Origin of the sequence: Sphingopyxis sp. NFH-91 (assembly GCF_021401285.1) — a bacterium.
In the GTDB taxonomy this organism is placed as follows: domain Bacteria; phylum Pseudomonadota; class Alphaproteobacteria; order Sphingomonadales; family Sphingomonadaceae; genus Sphingopyxis; species Sphingopyxis terrae_A.
In genome coordinates this window covers 1-26,682 of record NZ_JACBGA010000011.1, presented here as the reverse complement: position 1 = coordinate 26,682, position 26,682 = coordinate 1, and the positions used below count along the sequence as shown (strand labels likewise).

General features: G+C 62.3%; 23 protein-coding genes and 2 pseudogenes. 16 read left to right on the top strand and 9 right to left on the bottom strand.

Features of this window, described 5'->3' with window-relative positions; translation table 11 throughout:
- Positions 1-136 precede the first annotated feature (136 nt).
- The 3 genes and pseudogenes from L0963_RS17760 to L0963_RS17750 form a co-directional block, all read left to right on the top strand.
- A complete protein-coding gene (locus L0963_RS17760; RefSeq protein WP_062900909.1) occupies positions 137-1,171 on the top strand; it encodes a LacI family DNA-binding transcriptional regulator in 1,035 nt (344 codons plus the stop codon).
- 102 nt (positions 1,172-1,273) lie between these two features.
- Positions 1,274-2,767, top strand: coding sequence for an MFS transporter (locus tag L0963_RS17755; RefSeq protein ID WP_186401625.1), 1,494 nt, complete (start codon positions 1,274-1,276; stop codon positions 2,765-2,767).
- A 457-nt stretch (positions 2,768-3,224) separates the two neighbouring features.
- Positions 3,225-4,664, top strand: a pseudogene (locus L0963_RS17750) (DUF1254 domain-containing protein); the annotation flags it as partial.
- Between the two features lie 202 nt (positions 4,665-4,866).
- Here L0963_RS17750 and L0963_RS17745 read toward each other — a convergent pair.
- The 3 genes from L0963_RS17745 to L0963_RS17735 all read right to left on the bottom strand — a co-directional run bounded on the left by L0963_RS17745 (position 4,867) and on the right by L0963_RS17735 (position 7,125).
- Entirely contained in the window at positions 4,867-5,868 is a 1,002-nt protein-coding gene (locus L0963_RS17745; RefSeq protein WP_234180968.1) for a GSU2403 family nucleotidyltransferase fold protein, read from the bottom strand.
- A 497-nt stretch (positions 5,869-6,365) separates the two neighbouring features.
- A complete protein-coding gene (locus tag L0963_RS17740; protein ID WP_234180966.1) occupies positions 6,366-6,584 on the bottom strand; it encodes a hypothetical protein in 219 nt (72 codons plus the stop codon).
- 229 nt (positions 6,585-6,813) lie between these two features.
- Complete coding sequence (locus L0963_RS17735; RefSeq protein WP_062900914.1) at positions 6,814-7,125, bottom strand: ArsR/SmtB family transcription factor; 312 nt, start codon at positions 7,123-7,125, stop codon at positions 6,814-6,816.
- A 128-nt stretch (positions 7,126-7,253) separates the two neighbouring features.
- On the opposite strand from L0963_RS17735, the gene L0963_RS17730 reads away from it, so the two are divergent.
- Positions 7,254-7,988, top strand: a complete 735-nt coding sequence (locus L0963_RS17730) for an SDR family oxidoreductase (protein WP_234180964.1) — start codon at positions 7,254-7,256, stop codon at positions 7,986-7,988.
- Between the two features lie 269 nt (positions 7,989-8,257).
- Here the strand turns inward: L0963_RS17730 and L0963_RS17725 are convergent, their stop codons facing one another.
- On the bottom strand, positions 8,258-10,573 hold the full coding sequence (locus L0963_RS17725; RefSeq protein ID WP_234180962.1) for a TonB-dependent receptor: 2,316 nt from the start codon (positions 10,571-10,573) through the stop codon (positions 8,258-8,260).
- A gap of 218 nt (positions 10,574-10,791) precedes the next feature.
- Here L0963_RS17725 and L0963_RS17720 point away from each other — a divergent pair, with 218 nt between their 5' ends.
- The 10 genes from L0963_RS17720 (at position 10,792) to L0963_RS17675 (ending at position 19,424) form a co-directional block, all read left to right on the top strand.
- A complete protein-coding gene (locus tag L0963_RS17720) occupies positions 10,792-11,448 on the top strand; it encodes a TetR/AcrR family transcriptional regulator (RefSeq protein WP_186401064.1) in 657 nt (218 codons plus the stop codon).
- 119 nt (positions 11,449-11,567) lie between these two features.
- Positions 11,568-12,362, top strand: a complete 795-nt coding sequence (locus L0963_RS17715) for an enoyl-CoA hydratase/isomerase family protein (RefSeq protein ID WP_186401065.1) — start codon at positions 11,568-11,570, stop codon at positions 12,360-12,362.
- Positions 12,359-13,522 (top strand): acyl-CoA dehydrogenase family protein, encoded by a 1,164-nt coding sequence (locus tag L0963_RS17710; protein WP_186401066.1) that lies wholly within the window; start codon positions 12,359-12,361, stop codon positions 13,520-13,522. Before L0963_RS17715 ends, L0963_RS17710 begins: the two co-directional genes overlap by 4 nt.
- Positions 13,523-13,553: 31 nt before the next feature.
- Positions 13,554-14,321, top strand: a complete 768-nt coding sequence (locus tag L0963_RS17705) for an enoyl-CoA hydratase/isomerase family protein (protein WP_234180960.1) — start codon at positions 13,554-13,556, stop codon at positions 14,319-14,321.
- 61 nt (positions 14,322-14,382) lie between these two features.
- Entirely contained in the window at positions 14,383-15,189 is an 807-nt protein-coding gene (locus tag L0963_RS17700; RefSeq protein ID WP_234180958.1) for an SDR family NAD(P)-dependent oxidoreductase, read from the top strand.
- Positions 15,190-17,004 carry an AMP-binding protein gene (locus L0963_RS17695; protein ID WP_186401068.1) on the top strand — a complete coding sequence of 605 codons (1,815 nt, stop codon included), beginning with the start codon at positions 15,190-15,192 and terminating at the stop codon, positions 17,002-17,004. It begins immediately after the preceding gene.
- Complete coding sequence (locus L0963_RS17690) at positions 17,004-17,423, top strand: hypothetical protein (protein WP_234180955.1); 420 nt, start codon at positions 17,004-17,006, stop codon at positions 17,421-17,423. Before L0963_RS17695 ends, L0963_RS17690 begins: the two co-directional genes overlap by 1 nt.
- Positions 17,424-17,425: 2 nt before the next feature.
- Positions 17,426-17,857 carry a PaaI family thioesterase gene (locus L0963_RS17685; RefSeq protein WP_234180998.1) on the top strand — a complete coding sequence of 144 codons (432 nt, stop codon included), beginning with the start codon at positions 17,426-17,428 and terminating at the stop codon, positions 17,855-17,857.
- 19 nt (positions 17,858-17,876) lie between these two features.
- A complete protein-coding gene (locus L0963_RS17680; RefSeq protein WP_234180953.1) occupies positions 17,877-18,425 on the top strand; it encodes a nuclear transport factor 2 family protein in 549 nt (182 codons plus the stop codon).
- Positions 18,426-18,449: 24 nt separating this feature from the next.
- A complete protein-coding gene (locus tag L0963_RS17675; protein ID WP_234180951.1) occupies positions 18,450-19,424 on the top strand; it encodes an NAD(P)H-dependent flavin oxidoreductase in 975 nt (324 codons plus the stop codon).
- 419 nt (positions 19,425-19,843) lie between these two features.
- Here the strand turns inward: L0963_RS17675 and L0963_RS17670 are convergent, their stop codons facing one another.
- The gene (locus tag L0963_RS17670) at positions 19,844-20,578 is read right to left on the bottom strand and encodes an SDR family oxidoreductase (protein WP_186401626.1); all 735 of its coding nucleotides are present in this window, start codon (positions 20,576-20,578) and stop codon (positions 19,844-19,846) included.
- Positions 20,579-20,618: 40 nt separating this feature from the next.
- On the opposite strand from L0963_RS17670, the gene L0963_RS17665 reads away from it, so the two are divergent.
- The gene (locus L0963_RS17665) at positions 20,619-21,575 is read left to right on the top strand and encodes an AraC family transcriptional regulator (protein WP_234180949.1); all 957 of its coding nucleotides are present in this window, start codon (positions 20,619-20,621) and stop codon (positions 21,573-21,575) included.
- Between the two features lie 185 nt (positions 21,576-21,760).
- On the opposite strand, the gene L0963_RS17660 is transcribed toward L0963_RS17665, so the two are convergent.
- The 3 genes from L0963_RS17660 to L0963_RS17650 form a co-directional block, all read right to left on the bottom strand.
- Positions 21,761-22,432, bottom strand: coding sequence for an alpha/beta hydrolase (locus L0963_RS17660; protein WP_234180946.1), 672 nt, complete (start codon positions 22,430-22,432; stop codon positions 21,761-21,763).
- A gap of 72 nt (positions 22,433-22,504) precedes the next feature.
- Positions 22,505-23,503: a helix-turn-helix domain-containing protein gene (locus tag L0963_RS17655; RefSeq protein ID WP_186401074.1), complete on the bottom strand. Its 999-nt coding sequence runs from the start codon at positions 23,501-23,503 to the stop codon at positions 22,505-22,507.
- Positions 23,500-24,648, bottom strand: a complete 1,149-nt coding sequence (locus tag L0963_RS17650; RefSeq protein WP_260833912.1) for a type II toxin-antitoxin system HipA family toxin — start codon at positions 24,646-24,648, stop codon at positions 23,500-23,502. The genes L0963_RS17655 and L0963_RS17650 overlap by 4 nt, the downstream gene beginning before the upstream one ends.
- Before the next feature lie 349 nt (positions 24,649-24,997).
- Here L0963_RS17650 and L0963_RS17645 point away from each other — a divergent pair.
- A pseudogene (locus L0963_RS17645) lies at positions 24,998-25,093 on the top strand (SDR family oxidoreductase); the annotation flags it as partial.
- A 355-nt stretch (positions 25,094-25,448) separates the two neighbouring features.
- Here the strand turns inward: L0963_RS17645 and L0963_RS17640 are convergent.
- Complete coding sequence (locus L0963_RS17640) at positions 25,449-26,360, bottom strand: LysR family transcriptional regulator (RefSeq protein ID WP_186401628.1); 912 nt, start codon at positions 26,358-26,360, stop codon at positions 25,449-25,451.
- Between the last annotated feature and the right edge of the window lie 322 nt (positions 26,361-26,682).

Here is a 26,682-nt window from a genome sequence, read left to right as displayed (position 1 = left end):
CGACGTGTCGCCCAAATGCCACAGCGGCTGTTCGAAGCGCGATGGGACTTGCAAAATCTTGGCAGGACCGCGGTCGCCGGTTACTTTGTACGCGCTGAGCGACCAACGATAAGGGCGCCGCGACCGGGAGAACAGCATGGGCCGACCACCCTCCGTCAAGCCGACGAGTTTCGACATCGCCTATCTTGCCGGCGTCTCGCAGCCGACGGTCTCGCGCGCACTGCGCGGCAGCAAATCGGTCAGCGCTGCGACCCGGGCCAATATCGAACGCATCGCACGCGAACTGAATTACATGGTCGACAAGAATGCGTCGAGCCTGCGCTCGCAACGCACCCACACGCTCGCGCTGCTCTTCTTTGAAGATCCGACGCCTGACGAATCGATGATCAACCCCTTCTTCCTGTCGATGCTGGGATCCATCACCCGCGAATGTGCGCTGCGCGGATATGACTTGCTCATCAGTTTTCAGCAGATGCACAACGACTGGCACGTCGCCTATCAGGACAGCCACCGGTCGGACGGGATCATCCTGCTCGGCTATGGCGACTATCAGCTGTATCTCAGCAAGCTCGAGCATCTGGTCGAGATGGGCACTAATTTCGTTCGCTGGGGCTCGGTGTCGAGCGATGGGATCGGGTTGACGGTCGGGTCGGACAATGTCGGCGCGGGCGAACAGGCGGGAGCACACTTGGTGGAAATAGGCCGCCGGGCGATCGCCTTCCTCGGCGATGCGTCGGACCATGCGCCCGAATTCCAGGACCGCTACACCGGTCTGTGCCGTGCGCTTCGTGCCGCCGACATCGTGCCAGATGCCGCGCTTCAACGCGACGCGATATCCTCGGAGGCATCGGGCTATGCCGCGGCGCAGTCGTTGCTCGCTGGCAGAAAGCGATTCGACGCGATCTTCGCGGCAAGCGACCTGATCGCGATCGGCGCAATGCGCGCACTCTCCGAAGCAGGGCTGAAACTCCCGCAGGATGTCGCGATCATCGGCTTCGACGACATTCCCGCCGCTGGCCTGACCTCACCGACGCTCACGACGGTCATGCAGGACATGAAGGGCGCAGGGACGCTCCTTGTCGATGCTCTTCTCGCCAGCATCGACGGGCGACCGGTCGAGCAACGCATGTTGCCCGCCCGGTTGATCAGGCGACAAAGCACAGCAGTTTAGTCAACGTATTCGTATACGTGGTTGCCGCGCGCTTGCCCCGCACGCCACCCGCTGCAACACGTCTTGCCGACAACAGCCGTCAGCGGCCATGGGAGAGAGATGATGGAAAAGCCGCGGCAGGGTTTCGCCGGCATGTGGAACGTCAGTTTCGGCTTTTTCGGCATCCAGATTGGTTTCGCGCTGCAAAATGCGAACATGAGTCGCATTTTCCAATCGTTGGGCGAGGATATCGAGAAATTGCCCGGACTGTGGGTCGCGGCACCGCTGACCGGGTTGCTCGTCCAGCCGATCATCGGCCACATGAGCGACCGTACCTGGCTCGGCCGCCTTGGTCGGCGGCGCCCCTATTTCCTTGCCGGCGCCATGCTCGCGACGATCGCGCTGTTCCTCATGCCCGAAAGCCCGTCCATCTGGTTTGCGGCAATGATGCTGTGGGTTCTCGACGCATCGCTCAACATTTCGATGGAGCCCTTCCGGGCGTTCGTCGGCGATATGCTGCGCAAGGATCAGCACAGCATCGGTTATGCGGTGCAGACCGCCTTCATCGGTGCCGGTGCGGTCGTCGGCTCGTTGTTCCCGGCGCTGATGGAGGCGGCAGGCGTCGCCAATGTCGCGCCACCGGGGCAGATTCCCGATACGGTTCGCTATGCTTTCTGGTTTGGCGGACTGGCCCTGTTCCTCGCTGTGTTGTGGACCGTCGTTTCGACCAGCGAATATACCCCTGCGCAGATGGCTGTGTTCGAACCCGCGAATGCAGACGATGCTCCGACCGGGCCCGCGCTGGCGTCGCGCAGCCACATCGGCAACGTTGGCTGGATTGCCGCCGGGCTGGCAGTCATCCTGATCCAGCTCGAATTTGCGCTGCTGCGCGAGGTGCTGCTGCTCGGCACGCTGTTGATCGGTTATGGCCTGGCCAGCATGATTGCCATCGCGCTCGCGCGCCGCGGCTATGAAAAGAACATGCTGTCAAGCATCGTCGGCGACTTTGCAGGAATGCCGCCGCTCATGAAGCGGCTCGCGGCGGTACAGTTCTTCAGCTGGTCTGCGCTGTTCATCATGTGGATCAATACCACGCCGATCGTCGCCCAATATCATTTCGGCACGACCGACGCGGCCAGTGCGGTTTATCAGGCGGCGGGCAACTGGGTAGGCGAGCTGTTCGCGATCTATAACGGTGTCGCGGCCGTTGCCGCTCTGACGCTGCTGCCGTGGTTGTCGCGCCATCTGGGACAGGCGCGGACGCACATGGTGGGGCTGGCCTGCGGCGCGATCGGTTTTGCGAGTTTCTTTTTGCTGCGAGATCCGACGCAGCTGATCTTCAGTGAAATTTTCATCGGTATCTTCTGGGCCTCGGTCCTTGCCATGCCCTATGCGATCCTTGCGTCGAGCCTGCCACAGGCAAAGCTCGGCATCTACATGGGTCTCTTCAACATATTCGTCGTCATCCCGCAGCTTCTGGTCGCCACAGTCATGGGGTCGATCATGCAAGCGCTTTTTCCTGGCGAGCCAATCTATACGATGGCCTTTGCGGCGCTCGCCCTGATGATGGCGCTCGCCGCCATGGCGCGTGTCGACACGGCATCGATCACCCAATAACCGCCGCCCTGCTGCGGGTCGCGGCCGAATGTTCCGGCCCGCATCAGGCTTTTTGGGAAGGCAGGTGGTGGTCGTTACGTGATGACGTGGACAGCCTCTGCACTAGCGTATCCGTGCAACGATGCGGCCGTTGTCCTCTATGTTTCTCGAACTGCCCCGCGGCGACTTCCGGACAAGCCGGGCTGCCGACGAACTGCCCGATTTCAGATGCAACTGCGAGGGTCGGCCTTGATCAGCTTAGTGAGAAAACTGGGGTTTTCCGTCCCTTGGCTGAGGCACAGCACCGGCTGGCTGGGGCGGCAGGCCCAACTGGGAATTCACAAAGCATTGATGAAATCGTTTTCAGGTAAGCCTCTTAAAGAATACCCGCCTTTAGCCCGGAGTTTGAGTGAGCTTGTGCGAGCTATTTTGGCACGCCGCGCGTAAAATCGATGAAGCGTTCATCTCCTGCGGCAGGATGAGTCGACAGCATTTCGCGCAATGCAGCGGGCAAGATCCTGCGCCGGACGCTGCGCGAACCCTTGGAACCGGCACGAAAGAAGAGCCGGCTGAGCCGGCAGCGCCGCGATTTGAGGAGAGAGAGATGACGATCCAGACCTATCGCCAGCCGATGGCGCGGCGGCATTTGCTGCGCCTTGCCGCGACGCTGGCGGTCGCCGCCGCGGCTTTCGCGCCTGCCGTTCGCGCGATGACGCAGCCCGGAACCGGCGATGCCGCCATGCAAGCAGCCTTCAACTATGCCTTTCCCTTGTTCGAATTTGCGCGGATGGAACAGACGCTAACCGAATCCGTCGGCGGCCCGGGAACGCTCAACCGCATCAAGCAGCGCTCGCAGCTCTCCGATTATCGCTCGCGCAACGTCACCGCCCCCAACAACGACACCATTTATTCCTCCCTGTTTCTCGAGCTTTCGGGTGGGCCGGTCGACGTGTCGATCCCGACGATGCGCGATCGCTATTTCTCGGTCGCGTTCATGGACGCGTTCACCGACAATTTCGCCTATCTGGAAACGCGTACGACGGGCGGCGAAGGCGGGCGGGTCTGGGTCGTCAGCCCCGATTGGAATGGCAAGGTGCCCGATGGCGTTCGGCTTGTGCAATCGACCACCAACGATGCCTGGATGCTCGCGCGCATTCTCGTCGATGGACCGGACGACCTTCCTGCCGCGGAAGCGTTGCAGCAACAGATCAGCGCGACTGTTGCCGCCGACCGGCCGCCGGCGCGGGGCTTCAACGTGCGCGCGGAACGCGAAGCGAGCGATGCCGCCAATTTCCTCGCGGTGGTCAATGAAATGCTCAAACGGTCGAAAGGCGGCGCGGGACAGCTGGTGCGCGCCGAACGCTTCGCGGCGCTCGGCATCGGCGCCGAAGCGCCGCCGCCCTCGCCCGCCCTCCTCGCCGCTTGGGCGGCCTATCTGCCATCGGGTATCGCTGACCTGCGGCAGGGCTTTCTGTTCCGCGACCTGGTCGTCAACGGCTGGAGCTATCAGCCGCGGGGCGTCGGCGATTTCGGCACCAACGACCATCTGCGCGCGATGATCGCGCTCGGAGGCATCGCCGCGCTGGGCGAGCAGGAGGCGATGTATTTCCATGCGAACTTCGATGCCAGCGGCGAGCGGCTGAACGGCGCCAACAACTACCGCTGGCGCTTGCCGCCCGGCGGCGTTCCGGCCGACGCCTTCTGGTCGCTGACCATGTATGATGCACAGGCGGACGGGCGCTATTATCTCGTCGAAAATCCCCTCGCTCGCTATTCGATCGGGGACCGGACACCAGGGCTGGTACGCGAAGCCGACGGCAGTATCGTCATCTTGATCCAACGCGATCGACCCGAAGGCGCAATGGCTGCCAACTGGCTGCCCGCCCCTGGCGGAACGATGCGCCTCGCGCTGCGCGCCTATATGCCGCGAGCCGAACTCATCGAACGCAATTGGCGCGTTCCGCCGCTGGAAAAGGTCGTCGCCAAACCAGCGCCGGTTCCTGACGCGATGCGCGAGGCGCATCGTTCTGCTCAATGCTTCGGCCATGGTCACTTTCTCATCAACGCCGCACTGGAAGCAAGCGTTTCGATCACGCGGACCGAATATGCCCGCCGCAATCCTACCATCGCGGCGCCTCGCCCTTCGAACGTTGATCGGCCCATTCGCAATAATGGGGCGCGAGCTCTGCGGGCAGGCCAGCCTCGAACCGGTCATCGAGGGGATAATGCGGCATGGCCTCGGCGATGGCATCGAGAAGGAGCAACCCCTGTTTGCGGTCCTTGCCGCGCTTCAGCGGGTTGCGCTTCGCCTGTCTCGACATCCACAGCTTCTGAAGCGCGAACCAGCGCGGATCGGGAGCGACAATGCGCGCGGGGCTACCGTCGCGGCAGATAAGAACCTGGTCGACGGGTCGTCCCTCAAGCAGCCATTCCTGTTCGGGAAGTGGTATGGGTTGCGGCCTGTCGATCCGCGCCATGGTTCTCGCTCGCGAGGGCGCTGCCAATATTTCCACCTCATAGGCTTTGGCGTTGCGCGCCTGAAAGCTGCGCTCGGTATTGACCGTGAAGGTCGGGTCGACCGCTTTCAACAGGTCCCAGACGACCTGCGCATTGTGCTGTGGATCGGTCTCGGCCCACGCAAGATCGAAATCGGCGGTCTCGTCCGGAAGTTCGGGAATGAAGCCACCGGCCTCGAGCGCATAGGCGGCGACCGCATTGGTGCCGACGACGAGCAGGGCGCCGCCGAGAAGACCGCGCCGGTCGGCCTCGCGCAAAATCGGCCCGGCCTCGTTGGCGATCATTGGCACCCGCACCGCGCGGGCGATCGCGGCGCTCTCGCCAAGCGCAGTCCGGCTTGTCGCGCTGCGCGCCTTCAGCGTCTCCTTCTCATATTTATAAGCGTCAAGGCGCGCGGCCTGCTCATCGGACCAGGGACCAAGGCTCTTCGCATTGCCCCGGCGGTCGAGCAACTCGTACAGATAGGCGCGCCCTGCCACCTCCTTGCGCGCAAGATTATAGGGGAGCTTCGCGAGCCCGCGTTCGGCTTCGACCCAGACCTCGTACTTTTGACGCAAATTGACTAGTGCGCGCGCTTGCTCGTCGGAGAAGATCCTAATTGCCATCGCAAAATTATCCTGCAATTTTTGGATTGTGTCAATCGCAGGATAACTGTCCTATTTTCAACTGTTTAAATGACGTATCCATAGTGTGAACTCGCCATTTGTCCTGCATAATACCCCCCGTATCGCAGGACAAGCAGCGCGCGAAAGATAGCCGCGCAGGTGCAGCGGGCCTTGATACCAACGAGGCACCGGCAGCTCCGCGAAGGACGCACTCACTCGCGTTCGGTGCGCTCCGGCAATATGGCAGTTTCGTCAACGGCGCGTGCAAACGCACCACCGTCCCGGGCGCGGATCTCGCGGCGTTCGTCCGGCAAAGAGCGCTCGGCGAAACGGGTGAGACGAGCGTCGTGAATCTCTCGGGCGTCGAGCGCGGAATCTCCAACGCAACACGGGCGAATAATAGTCGACAGCAATCCAGGGGGAGAAAGTAGGGCACGGCTCTTGCTGTCAGGGCCGACGTAACCAGCCCACGCGGGCCGATATGGATGGAGCTTAATTCAGGAAATGGGGGCACGGTGCTGGTCGCAGAGCATAATGCGGCCATGTTCGGCTTGCAGGCGGATGCAGAAGGGCCGCAGTCGGGAGATTTCCAAGTTACCCCAAGGCGTTGACATCCAGTCGACCATCTGTTCACCGCGGACATGATTATGGACGGTGATCTCGGAATGCTTTTTTTTCACGACTGGCTCATCGCGCTCGACTTTCGCAACGGTCACGGCTGGATCGTGCGAAATCCAGATGCCGGCCTCGCGCCGAGAGCGGCTCTGTCGACCAAGGGTTCAGCATAAATCAGCATGCCAAGCTTTACGGGAGAATTTCGATGCTGGCCAGCCGCTGAATGGTCGCTTCCGTCTCGCGCATGAAGCGAACGTACAAGTGAGACTGGCAACCCCGAGCGAGCGGTCCGACAGCGTCCGACGACGATCACCGGCGCCTTGCTTTGCGCTAGGCGGGGCGGTTGGCGAGGATTGCATCCAAAAGGCCGGGAAAGCGTTGCTCGAATTCTTTGCGGCGCAGCCTGTTGATCATCTCGCGGCCGACCTGCGTCGTCTCAATCAGTCCTGCGGCCCGCAGCAACTTGAGGTGGTTTGACAGCGTGCTCTTGGGAATCGAGTCGCACGGCGCTGCGTTGGTGCAGCTCAGCTGCTCGGTGCCGGCCAGGCGCGCGACCATGGCCAGACGGTTGGGATCGGCGAGCGCATGGAGCGCCAGCTCGAGCGGCACGTCTTCCAGCCTAGGATGGGTGAAGCGGGGCATAGATGCAATATAGGCCCGCGACGCAATTTTAATAGTTCGGGAATATTGAACTATAGAATTGGCGATCCATCTTGTGCCTTGCCGGCAGCGCACGACGCCGTGATCGCGGGCAAAATTGGAGAATTCACATGTCACTTCTGGGCAAAAAAGCGCTCGTCACCGGCGGATCGCGCGGTATCGGTTCGGCGATCGCCAGGCGCCTCGCGGCCGATGGCGCGGCGGTCGCGATCACCTATTCGGGCAACAAGGCGGCGGCCGACGAGACCGTAGCGGCGATCGAGCGCGCGGGCGGCACCGCCTTTGCCGTTCAGGCCGATGCCTCCCAGCCCGGGCCGCAGCGGGCGGGCGTCGAACAAGCAGCGGCCGCGCTAGGCGGGATCGATATCCTTGTCCACAATGCCGGCGTCGCCGAATTCTCTACCATCGCCGATGACACTGACGAAAGCTATGACCGTCAATTCGGGGTCAATGTGAAGGGCCTGCACGTCGGCACGCGCGCGGCGCTGCCGCACCTGCGCGACGGGGGGCGGATCATCCTCATCGGCAGCATCTCGGGCGAGATGGCGTTCCCCGCGACCGCGATCTACAGCGCGACCAAAGCGGCAGTGGCGGCGCTGGCGCGCGGCTGGGCAAAGGATCTCGCCTCGCGCAATATCCTCGTCAACACCGTGCAGCCGGGCCCCATCGACACCGATATGAACCCTGCTGAGGGCGAGTTCGCGAAGCAGATGATCGGTGCCATTCCGCTCGGTCGCTACGGCCGGGTCGAGGAGATCGCAGGAGCGGTGTCGTTTCTGGCCGGCCCAGATGCGACCTACATCACCGGAACAACGCTGAACATCGATGGCGGTGCGTCGGCCTAGTCGCGGGAGCGGCCCCTCCGCCCGGCGGAGGGGTCGTCGCCTAGCTTTACCGCACGCGGCCGCGAACCATTGCCGGCCCGCTTCCATCCGGTCCGGTACCAGGCCGGCTCCGGCAACTGTCGCTTACATGCTCAGGTGGCCGGCCATAGCTGCCCACCCGCTTTCAGAGGCAGAAATTCGGAAACGGTCAGACTTGGCTGGAATGGTCCCGCCCGGAAGCGGAAAAGCCGCTTCTCGGGCATCGGATCAGGAAAGCGGTCGTTCGACGACTACCGGAACTTGAAGCCGACGTTAACGCCGTAGGTGACAGGCATTCCGGTAAAGCGGATCACGGCATCGCCGCGCCGCGCCGCGGTATTCCAGTAATATTCGTTTGTGACATTCTGCGCATAGAGACTTGCCGTCCACGCGCCGTCGGCGTCGCCGATTCCGGCGCGCAGGTCGAGCAAGCCATAGTCGTCGATGAACAGCCGAGCGTCGGGTTTGAAATCGCCATAGGTCGAGCTGCGGTAGGTATAGTTGGCGCCGATGAACGCTTCCTTCGATCCGCCTACATCCCAGCGATATTCCAAGTCGGCGTTGACCTGCCACTTTGGCGTGTAGGGGAAGCGGAAGCCGTTGAAGTCGGTGACCGCGCCGAATGCGGTGTAGTTGGAGAAGGATCGCGTGACCTTGCTGTCGATATAGGTCGCGCCCAGATTGGCACGCAGGCCCTCCACCGGTGAGACGACGAGCTGCAATTCCGCCCCCTTGATCCGCGACTTTGGTACGTTGACCAGCGCCTCGAGCGGGCCGAACACCGGCACGATCGTGCGGCCCTTCAACTGCTTGTCGAGATAATCATAGTAGAAGAGGGCGCCGTTGATCTGCACGCGGCGGTCGAGCAGCGCAGATTTGAACCCAAGCTCGTAGGCCGTTACCTGCTCCTGCCGCACCGGCTTGTATTGCGAGAAGCGATTGCCCGCGAGCGTAGCGAAGGAGCCGCTCTTGTAGCCGCGGCTGACGCTGGCATAGAAGAGCTGGCCCTCTGCGGGCTTCCATTGCAACACGCCGCGCCAGGACAGATTGTCTTCCGGCAGGCTGCCCGCAAATTTGCCCGGACGCCCCGCGTCGTCGAACGTCACGCAGCCGCCGAGCGGGATCGTTCCCGACGGAAGGCCGAAGATCAGCTCGAAGCCGCGCGCATAGGTGCCGTTGCCGGCATTGAGCGTGCAGCCCGAAAAATCGACCTTGGTATCGGTGTAGCGCACGCCGCCGATCAGGGTCAGCGTGTCGGCGATCGGCACGCTCACATCGGCGAAGGCCGCGATGCTGCGATATTTTGTGTCGCCGAGCTGCGGCACCAGCTCGATCGACGGGAAGCCGAAGCGATCGAACACATGCGCCGACGATTGGTCGTTGAGCCGCTGGGTGAGCAGCTCGTGCGTCTTGCCCCATTCATAATTGCCGCCGACGATCCATGAACCGTCACCCATCAACGAACCGGCAAGCCGCAATTCCTGACTGAAGGACTTGATGTCGCCTTCGAGGAAGACGTCGGTAAGCCGCAACGTGGTGCCGTCCGATTCCTGCCCATAGGCTTCCTTGAAGCGCGTATAGGCCGAGATCGAGGTGAGCGTGATGTCGTCGCTGACGTCGATCTCGCCGCGCAGCGCGGCCTGCACCTGCCAATTGTCCTTCTTCAGCGGGAAGCTGGTGCCCCAATCAGCCGCGCGATTGTCCTCGGGAGCGACCGGATAGGTCGGCAGGCGCGGATCGAAGAAGCCGGCGGATTGCTGGAAGGGCGCAGTAAACTGCGGCGCCTGCGTATCGCCATGATCCTGGTAGGCGTTGACCATCAGGTTGAGACGCACCGTGTCGACGGGCCGGAAAGCAAGCTGGACGCGCCCCTGCGTGAACGCACGCTGGCCGAGGCTGGCATCGCGCGTGTAGCTTTTCTGCCAGTCACCGCCACCTTCATGGCGCAACGAAATTCGGGCTGCCAGCGTGTCAGACAGCGGTCCGCTCGCATAGCCTTCGACGCTGAACCTATTGAAGCGTCCATAGGACAGCGCCAGCCCCGCCTCCGGCGTCCAGGTTGGCTTGGCCGAAATATAGTTGATCGCGCCGCCGGTTGCGTTCGATCCGAAAAGGGTGCCCTGCGGCCCCTTGAGCACTTCGACCCGCTCGAGATCGAAGGAGGCGCCCGCCGTCATCACCGAATAGGGAATGGGCACTTCGTCTGTATAGACCGTGACCGTCGGCTTTGCGGCAAGGCTGCTGTCGAAGAAGCCGATCCCGCGCAGAAAATAGACCGGTGTGCCAAAGCCGCTGTTGATCGCGTTGAAGCCCGGGGTCACTTTCACCAGTCCCGCGACATCGGTTACGCCCTGCGCCTGCAGATCGTCGCCCGACACCGCCGTGATCGACAGCGGCACACTGTTGATGTTCTCGCTGCGCTTTTGCGCGGTCACGATGATTTCGTTGGTACCGACCGCTTCCTCATCGCCAGCAGGCGCAGCCTCTTGCGCCGCTGCCTGATTCGCGAGCAACGCGAGCAGCAGGGCCGCGACCGACGACGAACTATGCATCTTTGAAAGCGCCATAATTTCCCTCCCGATGACCATCTGTAACGCTAGGTTCCGATCAGGAAAGAGCGCTCAGATCTTTGTTACCGTCCGGTCGGTAATATTGATTGCAATCATTGTCAAATCGGCAATGAAGGCGACACCTATTGACCAGCGGGTCGTGAACGACCTATGCCTCACGCGCAGGGGCAGGCAGGATAGCCGCAGCGAGCGGGCGTCCGGCAAATGGGAAAGCAATGGCGGAAGCATCCAAGAAGACAGGGGCGGCGTCGACGCCCACCCAGAAACGACCGGGTTCGACTGCGACCGCGAGGCCGGGGCGCAAGCGCGGCAGCGTCAACAAGGAAGTGATCATGGGGGTCGCCTCCACCATGTTCCGCGAGCGGGGCTATGATCGCACGAGCCTCGACGATATCGCCGCGGGTCTGTCGATCACCAAGCCGAGCCTTTATTATCATTTCGCGAGCAAGGAGGAGATCCTTCTCGAATGCATCGCACGCGGCTATATCCTGTTTCAGCAGAAAATAGCCGATCGAGACGATATCCGCCTCCCCGGCCGCGAACGCGTCCGCATCTTCATCGAATGCTATGTCGATCTGTTGCAGGATAATGTCCTGTCGATGATCGTCGCCGACGAACGCGTGATGAGCGACGCCGGCAAGGCCAAATCGCGCAACTACAAGCGGATGCTGAACCGCGACCTGCTCGATCGGCTCGAAGTCGGACGCAAGGACGGATCGCTAGCCTTCGACGACGCGCGCATCATTTCGTTCGGCATCTTCGGCATGGTCAACTGGATGACGCACTGGCAATCTGCGGCGCTGCTGATCGAGCCCCGCACGGTCTCCAACCAGTTCGTCGCCATGATTCTCGACGGCATCGGCAAGCCCTGAGCTGATCCAAAAATCTGCATTCCCGTGCACCTCGCGGCCATTCAAACCGCGAGTTGACAGCCCGTTTCGACGCGCTTATAACAATGTTACCGACTAGTAGGTAATAAAAGGGATAAGCGATGGCCGACTTCCGTTATCTGAATACCAGCGTCCAGGACGGCGTCGGCATTCTCCAACTCAATCATCCCGAGGTACGCAACGCGCTCGGCTGGGAGTTGCACGAGGACATCATCGCCGCGCTGCGCGCTTGGGAAGAGGATGACGCGGTGTCGTGCGTGCTGTTTATCGGCAATGAGGAATATTTCTGTGCCGGCTGGCGCGTCGACATCCTGAACACGGCGAGCGACGACGATCGCCGCCGTTTCAACGATCTCGCGCTCGCGCTGATGAAAGCGATTTACGACTTCGGCAAACCGTCGGTCGCGGCCGTCGCCGGCGTCGCGCCCGGCTACGGTATGGACGTCGCCAATATGTGCGACATCACCGTTGCGTCCGAAAATGCCCTCTTCGGATCGACGCAGGTCAAATATGCGATGAACGGCTTTTATCACGGCATTATGGCGCGCGTCGGCAAACAGCATGCCCGCCGCCTCTATTACACCGGCGACCCGATCGACGCGCACGAAGCGCTGCGGATCGGCCTCGTCAGCGAAGTCACGCCGGTTGGTGAACTTCGGTCGCGGTCGCTGACGCTCGCCAAGCAAATCGCCGAGATGGGCCCCGAACTGGCAAAGATCTTCAAGGGGGTCGCGCTGCGCGCGTCGAACATGGATCATCTCGGCGCGCTGCAATATGAGCTGACCGTAACCCATGACCTGCTCCAGCGCGGCATTTTCCGCGAGCGCATCGCGCGCGGCTTCGACCGGCTCAAGGCCGGTAACAGCGTCGCTATCGAACGCGCCGGAAAGCCATGACCCTCGACGTCATCGCCTCCGACATTTTTGCATCCGAGGAGTGCGAGCAGTTCGCGCGCTCGGTCGACGGTTTTCTCGCGGCGCACACCGCGCCCGAGGCGATCGACCGCTGGCGCGCCGGCAAATGCGTCGACCGCGCAACATGGACCGCCGCAGCCGAGGCCGGCCTGCTCGGCATTTCGGTCGACGAAGCCTATGGCGGCGCGGGTGCCGATTTCCGGTTCGAGGCGATCATCACCAAGGCGATAGGACATCGCGGCGCCGACGCGCTGACAATCAGCCTGCACAATGCGGTGATCCTCCCCTATTTTTCGAGCTTCGGGACCGAAGCTCAGAAGCACCGCTGGCTACCCAAATTCTGTTCGGGCGAATGCCTGACCGCGATCGCGATGACCGAACCGGCGGCAGGGTCGGACCTGCAGGGCATGAAGATGACCGCGCGCAAATGCGATGGGGGCTGGCGGTTAAGCGGTCAGAAGACCTTCATCTCGAACGGTCAGATCGCCGACGTCATCCTTGTTGCGGCCAAGACCGACCCTGCGGGCGGCAGCCGGTCGATCTCGCTGTTCATTGTCGATGTGCGCAGTGAGCCTGAGGGGTTCCGGCGCGGACGCAACCTAGACAAGGTAGGTCAGGAGGGGCAGGATACGTCCGAACTCTTCTTCGACGATCTGTTCGTGCCCGACGACGCCCTGCTCGGCGGCGCCGAGGGGCGCGGGCTGCCGCAGCTCATGGAAAAGCTGCCGCAGGAGCGGCTGATTATCGCCTGGCAGGCAATGGCTATGATCGAGCGCGCGCTCGACGAGACGATCCGCTACACACGCGAACGACCGATGTTCGGCCAGACGCTCGCCGATTTCCAGAACACCCAGTTCAAGCTCGCCGAATATAAGACGCAGGCGGTCGTTTGCCGGGTCTTCGTAGATCATTGCACCGACCTGCACGTGCGCGGCGAACTCACCGCCGAACTCGCCTCGATGGCCAAATATTGGGCGTCAGAGGAGCTGACGAAGATCGTGGACGGCTGCCTCCAGCTCTTCGGCGGCTATGGCTATATGCTCGAATATCCGATCGCGCGCATGTTCCGCGATAGCCGCATCCACCGCATCTACGGCGGCGCGAGCGAAGTGATGAAACTGCTCATCGCCCGAAATCTCTGATCCGAAATCCCGAAATCCAGGAGTGAAGAATATGGCAAAGCACGGTACGATGCGCAGCGAGGTGAAAGGCGGGGTCGCCACCATCTTCCTCGACCGCCCCGACAAAAAGAATGCGCTCAGCACCGAATTGTTCGAGGATCTTGTCGAAACGCTTCAACAATGGCGGCGTGACGACAGCGTCGCGGCGGTCGTCATCACGGGAACCGAGGAATATTTCTCCGCCGGACTCGATCTCGATACGATGAACTGGAAGAGCGAGGAAGAGCGGCTGCGCTGGTATGACGCCACTTATTATGGCTATCTCGAACTGCTCGAATACCCCAAGCCGACGATCGCGGCGGTCGCGGGACCGACCTTCGGCGGCGGTTGCGACATCGCGGTTTTCTGCGACATCCGCATTTCCAGCCCCAACGCCAAATTCGGCTTTCCGCAGATCCGCTTCGGCCTGACCCCCTTCGTCGATCCGCTGCAGCGCATCGTCGGTCAGAGCCAGGCGAAACTGCTCGTGCTGACGGGGCGCCGCATCGACGCGCAGGAAGCGCTGCGCATCGGCCTGATCGACGAGATCGCGCCCGAAGGAAAATTGCTCGACACGGCACAGGCGATGGCCGGCGAGATCGCCTCGACGACCGTGCCGACCGTCGTGCGCACCACCGAAATGCTGCGCCGCAGCTGGGCGATGGATCCGATGGGAGCTTATGTATACGGGCATGTCCAGTATCGCGATGTCCACTGGAATCCGGCGATTTCGGACCGCATGCTGGCCGCGCGCGCCAAGGTCGGGTCGGGAATGCGCTGACGGGCGAACGATGACCGGCTCTCCTCCCCTCCCCTCCGCCGCTTTAGAAGGATCGGCCATCGTGGTCGTCGGCGCGAGCCGCGGGCTCGGCCGGCAATATGCCGCCGACCTCGCGCGCGCCGGCGCCCGCCTTGTCCTCACAGGGCGCGGCAACGAAGTTGATGCTGTCGCGTCCGCCATCCGGCGAAGTCGCGGAAGCGCCATAGCGGCGCGATGCGACATCCGCGATCCTGCCCCTTTCGTCGAAGCGGCGCTCGCCGAATATGGCGCAATCGACGGCCTGGTGGTCAACGCGGGCGTGGTCCGCGACCGCAGCTTCGCAAAGATGACAGCAGAAGAATGGTCGGAGGTGATCGACGTCCATCTCGGCGGCAGCTTCGCCTGCGCCAAGGCGGTGTGGGAGCCAATGACGGCCCGGGGACGGGGTTCGATCATATTCACCACCTCGGGCGCGGGCATGCACGGCGCCTTCGGGCAGGCGAATTATTCGGCAGCCAAAGCCGGTATCATCGGCCTGATGAAGACGCTGGCAATCGAAGGCGAACGGGTCGGAATTCGCGCCAACGCCATCGCGCCAATGGCTCTGACCGAAATGACTGACGGCGTCTTTTCCGACCGCATGAAGCATGGCTTGCGTCCCGAACAGATTTCGCCCTTTCTGATCGCACTGCTCGATCCCCTGTCGACGCGCACCGGCGAAATCGTCGAATGTGGCGGCGGCTGGGGCGCGCAGGTGCGTTGGCAGCGAGCAGCGGGCGATCGGGTGGCAGCGGCACCGTTCGGTCCCGAATTCGATCTGCCGGAGACGACCGCCGATTCGCTGGGCGCCGCACTTGGCGACCCGCGGACGATGTACAGGATGGCCTGAATGGAGTTTGCGAGTCCCCCTGCCCCGAGCGTGACGCTCGACCGCCGCGACGATGGCAGCATCATCCTGCGCTCGGGCCTGCCGCTCGGCCCGGTCCCCAAGTCACTCGCGCATGTCTTCGACGAACAGGCCGTACGCACGCCAGATGCGATCTTCATGCGCCAGCGCGGCGCGAACGGCGCATGGCGCAGCATATCCTACGGCGACGCGCGCCGTGCCGCCGATGGCCTCGCCCAATGGCTGATTGATCGGGGGATCGGTGTCGGCGACATTATATCCTTTCTGTCCGAGCCTTCGATCGAACATGGCATTGCCGCCATCGGCGTCCAGCGGAGCGGCGCAGCGATCGCGCCCGTCAGCGTCGCCTATTCGCTGATGTCGAAGGACCATGCCCAGCTCCGCCAATGCGTCTCGGTGGTCGGCGCGAAGGTCGTCATCGTAGACGACGCGGTACGTTACGCCGCTGCGCTGCGCGCGCTCGCGCCGCTCGGGGTGACGATTGTCGCAGCGTCGGGTACGGTCGAGGGGCTCGCCATCACACCCTGGGCCGAAGCCGTCGCGACACCGCCAAGCCCCGATGTGGCCGAGCGCATGGACGCGATTCGGCCCGACCAGATCGCGCGCATCATCTATACGTCCGGTTCGACCGGATCCCCCAAGGCGACGCCGCAGCCGCACGCCAATCTCAACATCACGATCGCGCAGAATCGAGCGCTCGGCCTGCTCGACTTCGGCGACGATTCGCCACAGATCCTCGAAGCAATGCCGTTCAGCCACATCATGGCGGGCAACTTCAACTTCAACAACACGATCGCCGCCGGCGGCACGATATGGATCGACGATGGCAAGCCGACCCCCGAGCTGTTCGCCAGGACGCTGGCGAATCTGCGCGACGTCGCGCCATCCTATTTCATCACCGTGCCGCTGGGCTACACGATGCTGTGTCAAGCGCTCGAGGCAGATACCGACCTCAGCCGCCACTTCTTCTCGCGCCTCAAATTCCTGGGTTTCGGAGGGGCCGTGCTCGCCGAAGATGTCCGTGACCGGCTAACTGCGCTGTCGATCGCCGCGCGCGGGAAGGCGGTACCGATCTTCTCCTTCTACGGCGCGACCGAGTATCTGTTCGGGACGCTCAAATACTGGACCGAAGGCGGGACCGACGTGATCGGGCTTCCCCTTCCCGCCACGGACCTCAAGCTCGTTCCGTTCGACGGGCGGTACGAGATGCGCGTCAAGGGACCGACAATGATGCCGCAAAGCGGCTATATCGGCGCGCCCGAAGCCTCCGCATCGCTATTCGACGAGGAGGGCTATTTCCATACCGGCGACGCCGTCCGCTTCGCCGACCCCGACGAGCCGCGGGCCGGGCTGGTCTTCGCGGGCCGGCTATCGGAAGATTTCAAGCTTGATTCGGGCACCTATGTCACGGTCGAGGCGCTCCGGGTGGCCCTGCTGGCGGCTTGCGGCCCGCATGTTTCGGAGGCCGTAATCTGCGGCCTCAACCGCCCCTATCCGTCGGCGCTGCTGTGGCTCCGGGCGGGCGAGAATGACACCGAAACGCGTGCTGCGATCGCGTCAGCGATCGCCACCTTCAACGCGTCACAGAGCGGCGCCGCGCGCCGGATCGGCGCGGCCCTGATCCTCAACGAGCCGCCGTCGTTCGAAACCGGCGAAGTGACCGTGAAAGGAAATGTGGCGCAGCGTGTCGTACGCGAACGACGATCCGCCGATGTCGATCGGCTTTACGCAGCTCGCCCCGACGCGGACGTGATGATCTTCGCCGACAGGGCTCGCAAGCTGGTCGGGGCCGGCTGATGCTCTGGAGCCTACCCCCGTCGGTTGCGGCTTTTCAGGCCTTGTTCGAGCGGCTCGCGCCCGACGTCGACATCTGGCTGCGCGACGACGTCGAACTTCGTCCACCCACTTATGAAAAGTCGTGGACCGGCAAGGAGCTGGTCGGCCGCTTGCTCAGCTTTGCATCGCGGGAGTTCGGCGGGCTTGTTTACACTGATAGCTTGTGCAACGGCGACCGCTATGCGCTGCGCTTCGAGGGAGAAATCGAAGGCAGACATTTTTCGGGGGTCGACATCGTCAGCCTCGACCGCGAGGGGCTAATTGCGCGCATCGAAATTTTCGCGAGGCCGCCCGCTGCGATGCTGGCCCTACGCGACCGGATGGGAGCCCAGGTGCAGGCCGATCCGGTCGCTGCGCGCCTGATGGGTCTAGCCGCGTGACGATGGACCGCACGCAAGGCGAATGGCGTCCGCTCAATTTCGATGATCCATTTTGCGCGCATGTCGGCGGGATGCAGATGCTCCATACGGGCGACAGAGCCGAACCGGTCCGCTTCGGGCTCGAGGTGCAGCCGCATCAGTGCAACCGCTTGGGTTTCTGTCACGGCGGGCTGCTCTCGACCTTTCTCGATATCGCGCTCGGCGTTTGCGCGATCGAGATTTGCGGCCACGACTGGGGCGGACCCACAATTAATCTCAGCGTCGATTTCCTGCAAGGCGCCCCCATGGGCGACTGGATCGAGAGCCGCGTCATCCTGGAGCATACGACCCGCACTCTGATGTTCGTGACCGGATCGGTCGTCGGATCGCCCGGCAAGATCGCCAGGGCTACCGCTTTGTTTAAGCAGCCGCGGTCGGCGCCGATCACCGCCTGACCGTCACGGAGAAGATATTATGCATGCAAGCGATACCGCAGGTGCGAACCGCGAAACCTATGTCGGATTGCCTATGGCCGATGCAGTCACCCAAGACTTCGTCCGCGATTTCGGTAGCCGCTGGGAAGCGGCATGGAATTCGCACGACACCGACGAAGTGATGGCACTCATCCACCCGGACATCCGCTGGAACGACACGATATTCTGGCCCGATGTCATCCGCGGCCAAGATACGATGCGCGCGTATGTCGACAAGATCTGGGCCGTCATGCCCGACGTGCAATTCCGCGAAGTCCAGCTTTTCGTTGCAATCGATTCCGGGCGCGCACTCTATCTGTTCGAGCAGACGTCGAGCGCGCCGCCAGCTTCGGGCAAGGATACAAGGGCCACCACCTATGGCTGCGACATTTTCCTGGGATTCCGCGACGGGCTGCTGTCCGATTATATGGCGCAATATGAGATTACCGACATGATGCGCCAATTCGGCATGCTGCCGCCGCGCGGCCAGCGCATCGGCGGCGCATACTTGCTCTCGCTATTGGGCGCCGAGTCCGCCAAGCGAAGCTGAACGACATATTGGAGGACGGCCGACATGGGTATGAAGACGCGCATTACCGAGAAATTCGGCATCGACACCCCGATTATCATGGGCGGCATGACCGGCGTGGGCTATGGCCCGCTGGTCGCCGCGGTCGCCAATTCCGGCGCTCTGGGCTTCATCACTGCGCATATGTATCCGACCGGCCAAGCGCTGTTCGACGAGATAGAGGCGACGCGCAAGCTGACCGACAAGCCCTTTGGGGTTAACCTCACCCTGCTGCCGTCGATCAACCCCATCCCCTATGATGATTACCGCGAGGCGATCATTGCCAGCGGGATTAGGATCGTCGAGACCGCGGGCCGCGCGCCGACCGACCATCTTCCGCGCTTCAAGGACGCCGATGTCACGGTGATCCACAAATGCACATCAGTGCGCCATTCGGTTTCGGCGGTGAAGAAGGGTGTCGACATGATCAGCATCGACGGCTTCGAATGTGCGGGTCACCCCGGTGAGGACGATGTGGGGCTAGTCGTGCTGCTCCCTGCCACAGTCGACGCGTTGCCCGACACCCCGATCATCGCTTCGGGCGGGATGGCCGACGGCCGCAGCCTGATCGCCGCGCTCGCGCTTGGTGCCGATGCGGTGAACATGGGTACCCGCTTCTGCGCAACGGTCGAGGCCCAGATCCATAACAATGTGAAGCAGCGCATCGTTGACGCGAGCGAACTCGACACAGTGCTCGTCGGCCGCACCCTGCGCAACACCGCGCGCGTCGCAAAAAATGCCATTTCGCTCGAGGTCGCCGAGATCCAGCGCGATCCGACCAAGACCTTCGACGATGTCCGCCACCTGATGACGGGCGTACGGGGACGCGAGAATGTGCTGCGCGACGGCGACGTCGACGGCGGCATTTGGACGAGCGGTCAGAGCCAGGCGCTGATCCACGACATTCCGACCTGCGCCGAGCTGGTGCAGAATATCATGGCGCAGGCTGAAGCCGTGCGGGATCGACTTCGGCCGTCTTAGGCGCATGCAATTAGGTGGCTGCGAAGCAACTACTCGTGGCCGGACACCGCGCCGGAAGGCATCGACCGCTGCGGAATTGCCCAGCACGACGCGCAACGCGTCGAACGGCGCGTCCTCCAGCGCCCGGGCGATCAGCCCCAGCCATTATATCCCTCGGGTATTGCGATGCCATAGACGGGCTACAAGCCGCGCGATGCCGCCGGGGGGCGTCCACCCATCACTCCATTCTGGCCATCGGAAGCGTTGTCCCGCCAGCGGCCGAAAACGCCGACTCTGGCCGCCTTCTGCCTGTCCGGCAAAAAGGCGGAGGAATGTGGAAAGCCGTCATTCGGGAGAGCCAATCACTGGGGCTGCTTCCGACCAACTCACGCAGTTTCCGGAACTGGTCGCGAATGACAACTCCGGAAAGAATCGGCAGCTCATCCCTGCGCAGTTGGTCGGATGACGATGCTTCCCACATCGACTTCCGGCGGTTGCTCGATTGCATAGATTATACCGCGAGCGATAGCGTCCGGGGGGATCGCTATGTGCCCGAGACGTTCCTCGATCATCCTCTTCGTAGGTTGATCGGTGATGCCGTCGCCGAAGTTCGTCGCGATCATTCCTGGTGACACCTCCGTCACGCGAAGGTTGGGACCAGCTTCTTGCCTGAGCACTTCGGTAGCTGTACGCACCGCGTTCTTGGTGGCGGCATAGACACCCATCGTAGGGACGATCTGGATGCCCGCCGTCGAGACGACGTTGATCACATGGCCGCTGTTCTGTTTCGCGAACACTGGAAGGGCGGCGGCGATGCCGTAAAGGGTGCCGCGCAGATTTACATCGATCATGGCATCCCAGCCGTCCACGTCCAACGCGTCGAAGCGGGAGATCGGACCGATCCCCGCGCAATTGACAATGACATCGAGCCTTCCAAAGTGCTCGACTGCCAGCCTAACAAGAGCTTCGAGATCAACCCGGCGTCGGACATCGGTAGCCTCGGACACGGCATTCCCGCCCGCTTCGATGATCGTGTTCACGACTTCGACAAGAGCGTCTTCACGTCGCGCGCCCAACACGACAGACGCCCCCTGTCCGGCCAGCAGCTTCGCGGTAGCTCGGCCGATGCCACTGCTCGCACCTGTGATGGCCACAACTTTACCTTCGATACCCATCGTCAATCTCCTCAAAATGACGATAGGCAGGCAACGTGCGATGATCTATGCGACTTTATCTATGGTTTTGTCGCAATCGTCCAAGACTCAATCGGATCCACTGTCCGATGTTTTCGGCGTGCTTGGCGCACAGGTGACAAGGCGCACCCGAATGGAGGCGGCAGGACGGTGGGCCTTTGCATTTCCAGCGGTCGAGCGGCTGAAGTTCGTGGCAGTTCTGCGCGGCAGCCAGTGGATATTACTTCCGGGATGTCCGCCCCAGCCCCTGAACGAGGGAGATGTGTGCCTGCTCGGGCGTACTGCCTATGCCGTGGCAAGTCATCCCAACGAGAAACCCAGAGATGGGGGTGCGCTTTACGCGATCGGATCGGACGTCGCCCACGTCGGCGGGGATGATGTGATCGGGATAGGCGGAAGCGTCACATTCGGCGCCGGCAACGCAGACTTCCTGCTCGATATGTTTCCCACATGTATGATCGTTCCTCGATCCTCACCGGGGGCCGAAGCGGTTACGACGATCCTTGATCTTATTAACAGCGAGTTCGAGCGAGACAGGATGGGCAGTCAGATCGTGACCGCCCGGCTTGCCGACGTGCTGGTGGTCGAGGCTATCCGCGCCTATGCAAGCCAGATCGGAGGCGACAAGATGGGCTGGTTCCGGGCGCTGACCGACGCAAGGATTGGCCGGGCGCTTCGAGCCATGCATGGCGATGTTGCCCGCCACTGGACGGTTGCGAGCCTTGCCAAGGTGGCTGGCATGTCGCGCGCAGGCTTTTCGGCCGAATTCTCTCGTATTGTGGGGCAACCGCCGCTGACCTATCTGCGGCTGTGGCGTCTCACCTTGGCTCGCGCGGCGCTGTTGAACGGCGATGTGACGGTCGCCAGCATTGCAAACAGGATCGGCTACACGTCTCAAAGCGCCTTCGGAAATGCGTTCCGCCGCAGCTTCGGGGTTTCACCCAAGGCTGGTTCGCGCTTGAAAGAACAGCATAGCTAAGAATAAAGCTAGCAAGAATGGACGGAATATTTTCCGCCAATACTTCAGTCGCCCGGCTATGCAATTGCTTTGCTTGGCACCTCCGCCCCAGGCCGCCGGCAGTCGGGCAGCTTAGGAAATAGCAACCTCGAAAGACGACGTCTCGCGGCGCCTGAACCGTGGCGCGGTCAGCGACGGAAGAGCGGTCACGACGACGATCGAGCAAATCCCTCTGCCACGAAATCCCGACCGAGGCGCAGGCCCACCGGATCGACGTTGTGTGCGACGCCGTATGATAGATGTGTGGTGACGTTGACACCGAGATGCTTCAGCTGGCTCTCTGACATATGGAGCGCTGCGACTGGGACCACGGGATCCGCTGTTCCATGGATCAACAGCACCGGCGGCTTCGGGAGGCCGCCATGCTCAAGCCCGGCGGACCCGGCCAGCATGCCCGAATAGCCCACAACCGCAGCAACGGCGCGCGGCCGACGCAGTCCGATCTGAAGCGCCATCATTGTACCCTGGCTGAAGCCGACCAACGCCAGATCGGCCTCGGTCAGGCCATATTGGTCAAGCTTGCGATCGATGAAGGCGTCGACCGCGGGGGCCGCCGACGCAGCGCCCGCGGCGAGGGCCGATGGCGCAAAGCCCGACAAGCCCCACCATTGATAGCCCGCACCCATCATGCCGCAGCGCTGCGGCGCGTGCGGCGCCAGAAACAGTGTGTCGGGAAGCGCCTCCTGCCACGCTGGCGCGAGCGCGATCATGTCAGACCCGCTCGATCCGAAGCCATGCAGCAGCAGGACTATGTTCTCAGGCGGTTGTCCAGAGCGCGGCTTGAGGCTGCCTCCGTTAACGATTTTGGGAAAGTTCATGCCCCCAATATGGGCATCGATCGCAATTTGTCAGCCGCGGTGGCGCTTCCCCGGACCGCGTTCCAACCGAAATCAGCGCTTCACGCCAGATTTCAGCGCCGCTGCGCGGAACTCGTCGAGTTCGGATCCGACGAACTGAGGCGTTGCGTCGAACCCGTCGAACAGGTCGTAGAGCGGCACCAGCGTGCGGTGGATGACGTCCGCGAAATCCCTCTGCAACTCGTCGATGCTGGTGGTCGTTGCAAGCTTGGCCGCGCTCGTGCGGCTGCGCTGCGTGTCGACGAGCGGCCATTGGCGGAGCGGCGCCGCCCACGAGACGAGCTGGCGCCCTTCGAGCCCGGTGTAGCTGCTTTCGTAGCGCACGGGAGTGGCAGGATCGAGGTCGAGCGCGACGGCGAGATTGAGGATGTGGACGAAGACTTCGGCGGTCCGCCAGACGGGCAGTGTGAGATCGAAGATCGTTCCCGGCTCGAGATTGCTCGACCCGTCCTCTTGATAGCCGCGCCGCAAATAGCCCTTGAGGTCGCCGGTCACCTGCCAGAAGTCGCTGTGCGCCGCGTCGATGAACATGCGGTCGGCGGCCGGATTTCCGAGCCAGCATTCGATGACGCCATCGCGGATGATCGGACGAATGCTCTCCTTGGCAGGCACCCAGAAGGGGGACCATCCCGAGGTCGCCGGCAAGCGCGCCAATATGTTCCGAAGCTCGCCAAGTGTCTCGCCACGCTCGCCGTGCCCGATTTCATAGGCGTAAGTCACCGCCCCCAGCGGCTGACGCGACGGATGCGACGGATCGAGCGGCGCCACCAGCTCTTCCCAGCGCTGACGTGCAGCGCGGATGAAGGCGGCGAAGCTTCCCGGTGCGCTGGGCAGGATCACCAGTCCCAGCGCGTCGAGGATGTTGAAGACTTTCTCGAGGCGAAGCTTGATATCGCCCTGCTCGAACGCGTTGACGGTCGGCAGGCTCACGCCGGCCAGCGCAGCGAGCGACTTTTGCGTATGCCCTTCCGCCTTGCGGCGGCGTACCGCCTCGTCGACGAGGGCGGGCCAATCGAGCGGACCGCTGCTCATGCGAATATCCTCCGGCTGTTTTCTTCGACGCCCTGCTTGAAGCGCGCACGGAAATCGCTTTCGGCGACAGGTGTCCCGAAGCGCAGGGTCTTGGGATCGCCAAGGCGCTTCGCGAGGTCGGCGAGCGCGAGATCCACCGCCGCCTTGGGCAGGCCAATTTCTTGCCCGAACGTCTCGAGGACGGCGCGCGAGAGCGTGTCGAACTCGCGTTTCTTCCCGCCGATCGCGAGCGCGGTCTCGCGGCTGAACGGATAGAGAAGGCTGTTCAATAGATCGTAGGCGGGGCTAAGGCGCAGGCCCTCGGGCTTTTCGAGCAGCGAGAAGTTCTTGAGATGCGCATCGGCGTTGCCGAGCGCGAAGTTGAAGACGACGAGCCGGAAATAGCGATCGAGATCGAGCCGCGGGCGCGCCGAGTAGGCTGTGATCGCGCTTGCCGCTTCCTCATAGCTCGAATCATATTTGCCGCCGAACTCGGCGCCCCGGGGCTTACCCAGGATTTGTGCAAAATCCTCGAGCCGAAGTCGTTCCTCGCCGTCGCGATCGAAGCGCTCGACGAGGAGTGCGAGCCCCTCGATCCCCGCGATGACCGCGGGCCTCGCGCGCGTGATCTCGGCCTCGCCCAATATCTCGCGCGCGAGCGTCAGGCTCAGATTCTCGTTCTGGACGAGCGTCGGTTCGTCAATTTGGTTGAACTTCGCAATGTGCGTCGCCGGATCGCCGGCTTCTACCGAGGGGCGGTAACCCGACCCGTCGTGCCAGGCGAGCAGCTTGCGCTGAGCACCCGACACCGTACGCGAGGCGGTGACCGCGGCCTCCTCGGTGACGCTTCCCTCGACATTATGGACAGGAGCGATCCCGTCGGCAGGAAGTACCCCGACCGCGCCGATACAGTCGGCGCCATATTGTAGCAGGATACCGAAATCATCCTGGTCGGACGCGCCGCCCGCGCGCGCCTGCAATCCGCGAAGCCAGCCTTCGGGGCCGAGGTGCTGGAAAAAAGGTATCAGTCCGCCGCGATAGACATGATCGCGCCGTGTTGCCGGCAAGGCGCAGGCAATGTCGGCACTCCAGCCGCCCGCATAGGTGAACTGGCTGTCGCCGCCTATTTCGCTCAACAAGCCTGCCCGCTTGCCTTTGAATGTGATTATGGCGTGCCGATCGGGGATGGCGCGACTCCGACTTAAAATTACGTTGCAGGCCGCCTACTACACCGCATAATTTAAAGCAACCTTGATTTCTGATACCAATTTCACATCATTGCACCTTTAAATTTACTCACTGATAGGAATGACAGAGAAACTGGAAATGGCTATACCGCCACGCAACAGAATCAATTTAAAGCGAAATTTACGCCGCAACCACCTCCAAAGATACGCTACCTTTAAAGCATAGCGTATGTGCGGTTGAACAGAAGTAGGGGCCCGCCCGCCCATAAGGCGCGGGCACTTGCGACCAAGCGCCGCGCGCGCGACTTCAGCCACTCGCTCTCCCCGGGAGCAGATCGCCGGCGCGGTGTCGTTTCTGGCCGGCCCAGATGCGACCTACATCACCGGAACAACGCTGAACATCGATGGCGGTGCGTCGGCCTAGTCGCGGGAGCGGCCCCTCCGCCCGGCGGAGGGGTCGTCGCCTAGCTTTACCGCACGCGGCCGCGAACCATTGCCGGCCCGCTTCCATCCGGTCCGGTACCAGGCCGGCTCCGGCAACTGTCGCTTACATGCTCAGGTGGCCGGCCATAGCTGCCCGCCCGCTTTCAGAGGCAGAAATTCGGAAACGGTCAGACCTGGCTGGAATGGTCCCGCCCGACTTCGGACAGACTGCTTCTCGGTCGGAATGAAGAGGAGCAGACATTCCAATCCGGCCAAGGAGCAAGCGGGCGCATGACTGTTTTGAGGTCAACTGGGAAATCACCGCGTGAGACAGCTTGCCGAGCGCGCGACCATTCTTAAAGCTGTGCGAGCCGTCCGGCTGCAAAGTCGCGCGCGAGCGCGATAAAGGCCTGGAAGGCGGCAGAGGAATTGCGCCGATTGGAATAATAGAGGCACAGCGGCGCAAGTGGCGGCGTCCAGTCTTCGAGAATGCGGATGAGCCGGCCCGCGGCGATGTCTTCCCGCACATCGGCTTCCATGAAATAACCGATTCCCACGCCGTTTATTACTGCGATCCGGGCAAGCGATGCTTCGTCCAAGGTGATCGGCCCCTCGACATCGAGCTGTAATTCTTCGCCGCCCTTCTCGAACCTCCATCGGAACAACGCGCTATTGGGAAGCCGGATGCGAACGCAGGGATAAGCAAGCAGCTCCTGCGGCACATTGGGGATCGCCCTGCCTTCGAAAAATGCGGGGGACGCGGCAACCGCCATGCGTCGCATCTGGCCCAGTGGAATGGCGATCGCATCGCTGGGCACCAGATCTTTGCTGCGCACGCCCAGATCGAAACCCGCTGCTACGACGTCGACAAGCCGCCCCTCGGTGACGAGGTCGATATGAACGTGCGGATAGCGTTGCAGATAGGTCAATATCAGCGGCGCCATGATTTCGCGCGCTGCGGTCGCGAAGGCATTGATGCGCAGTGTGCCGGACGGCATTTCCTGCTGGGAGCGCGCCGTATCCATCGCTTTTTGTATGCCCTCGAACGCTGGCTTGATCTGTGCAACGAAGATCCGTCCTGCATAGGTAAGCGAGACGCTGCGCGTTGTGCGATTGAACAACCGCACCGCAAGCTCCCGTTCGAGTTTGGCTACCGCATTGCTGATGGCGGTGGTCGACATGCCAAGCTCGAGCGCCGCTGCCCGAAACGAGCCACATCGAGCGATCGCGAGAACAGCTTCGAGCTCGATGAGCGAATGGCGAGTCATTATCCCGATTTCCGTAACACGATATAGCGATTTGTCTCGATTATCAGGCGGTAAGTCCATCGCTAAATTACACTCGTAACAATCGAGGAGATGATCATGTCATTCGAACTACCCAAGCCGATCGCCGACTTTATCGAGGCAAATGCGCGCCTCGATCTTGACGGCATGATGAAGCACTTCCTGCCTGACGCCGTTTTCACGGACAACGTCCTATGTTGGGAAGCAGCGGCGGGAACAGGCCAGCAGATCTCGTTGCGCCGAATGTGATCGGCGCTGATGATTTTATGATCCAGATGGCTTCCATCGTCAAGGAAGGCGCTCT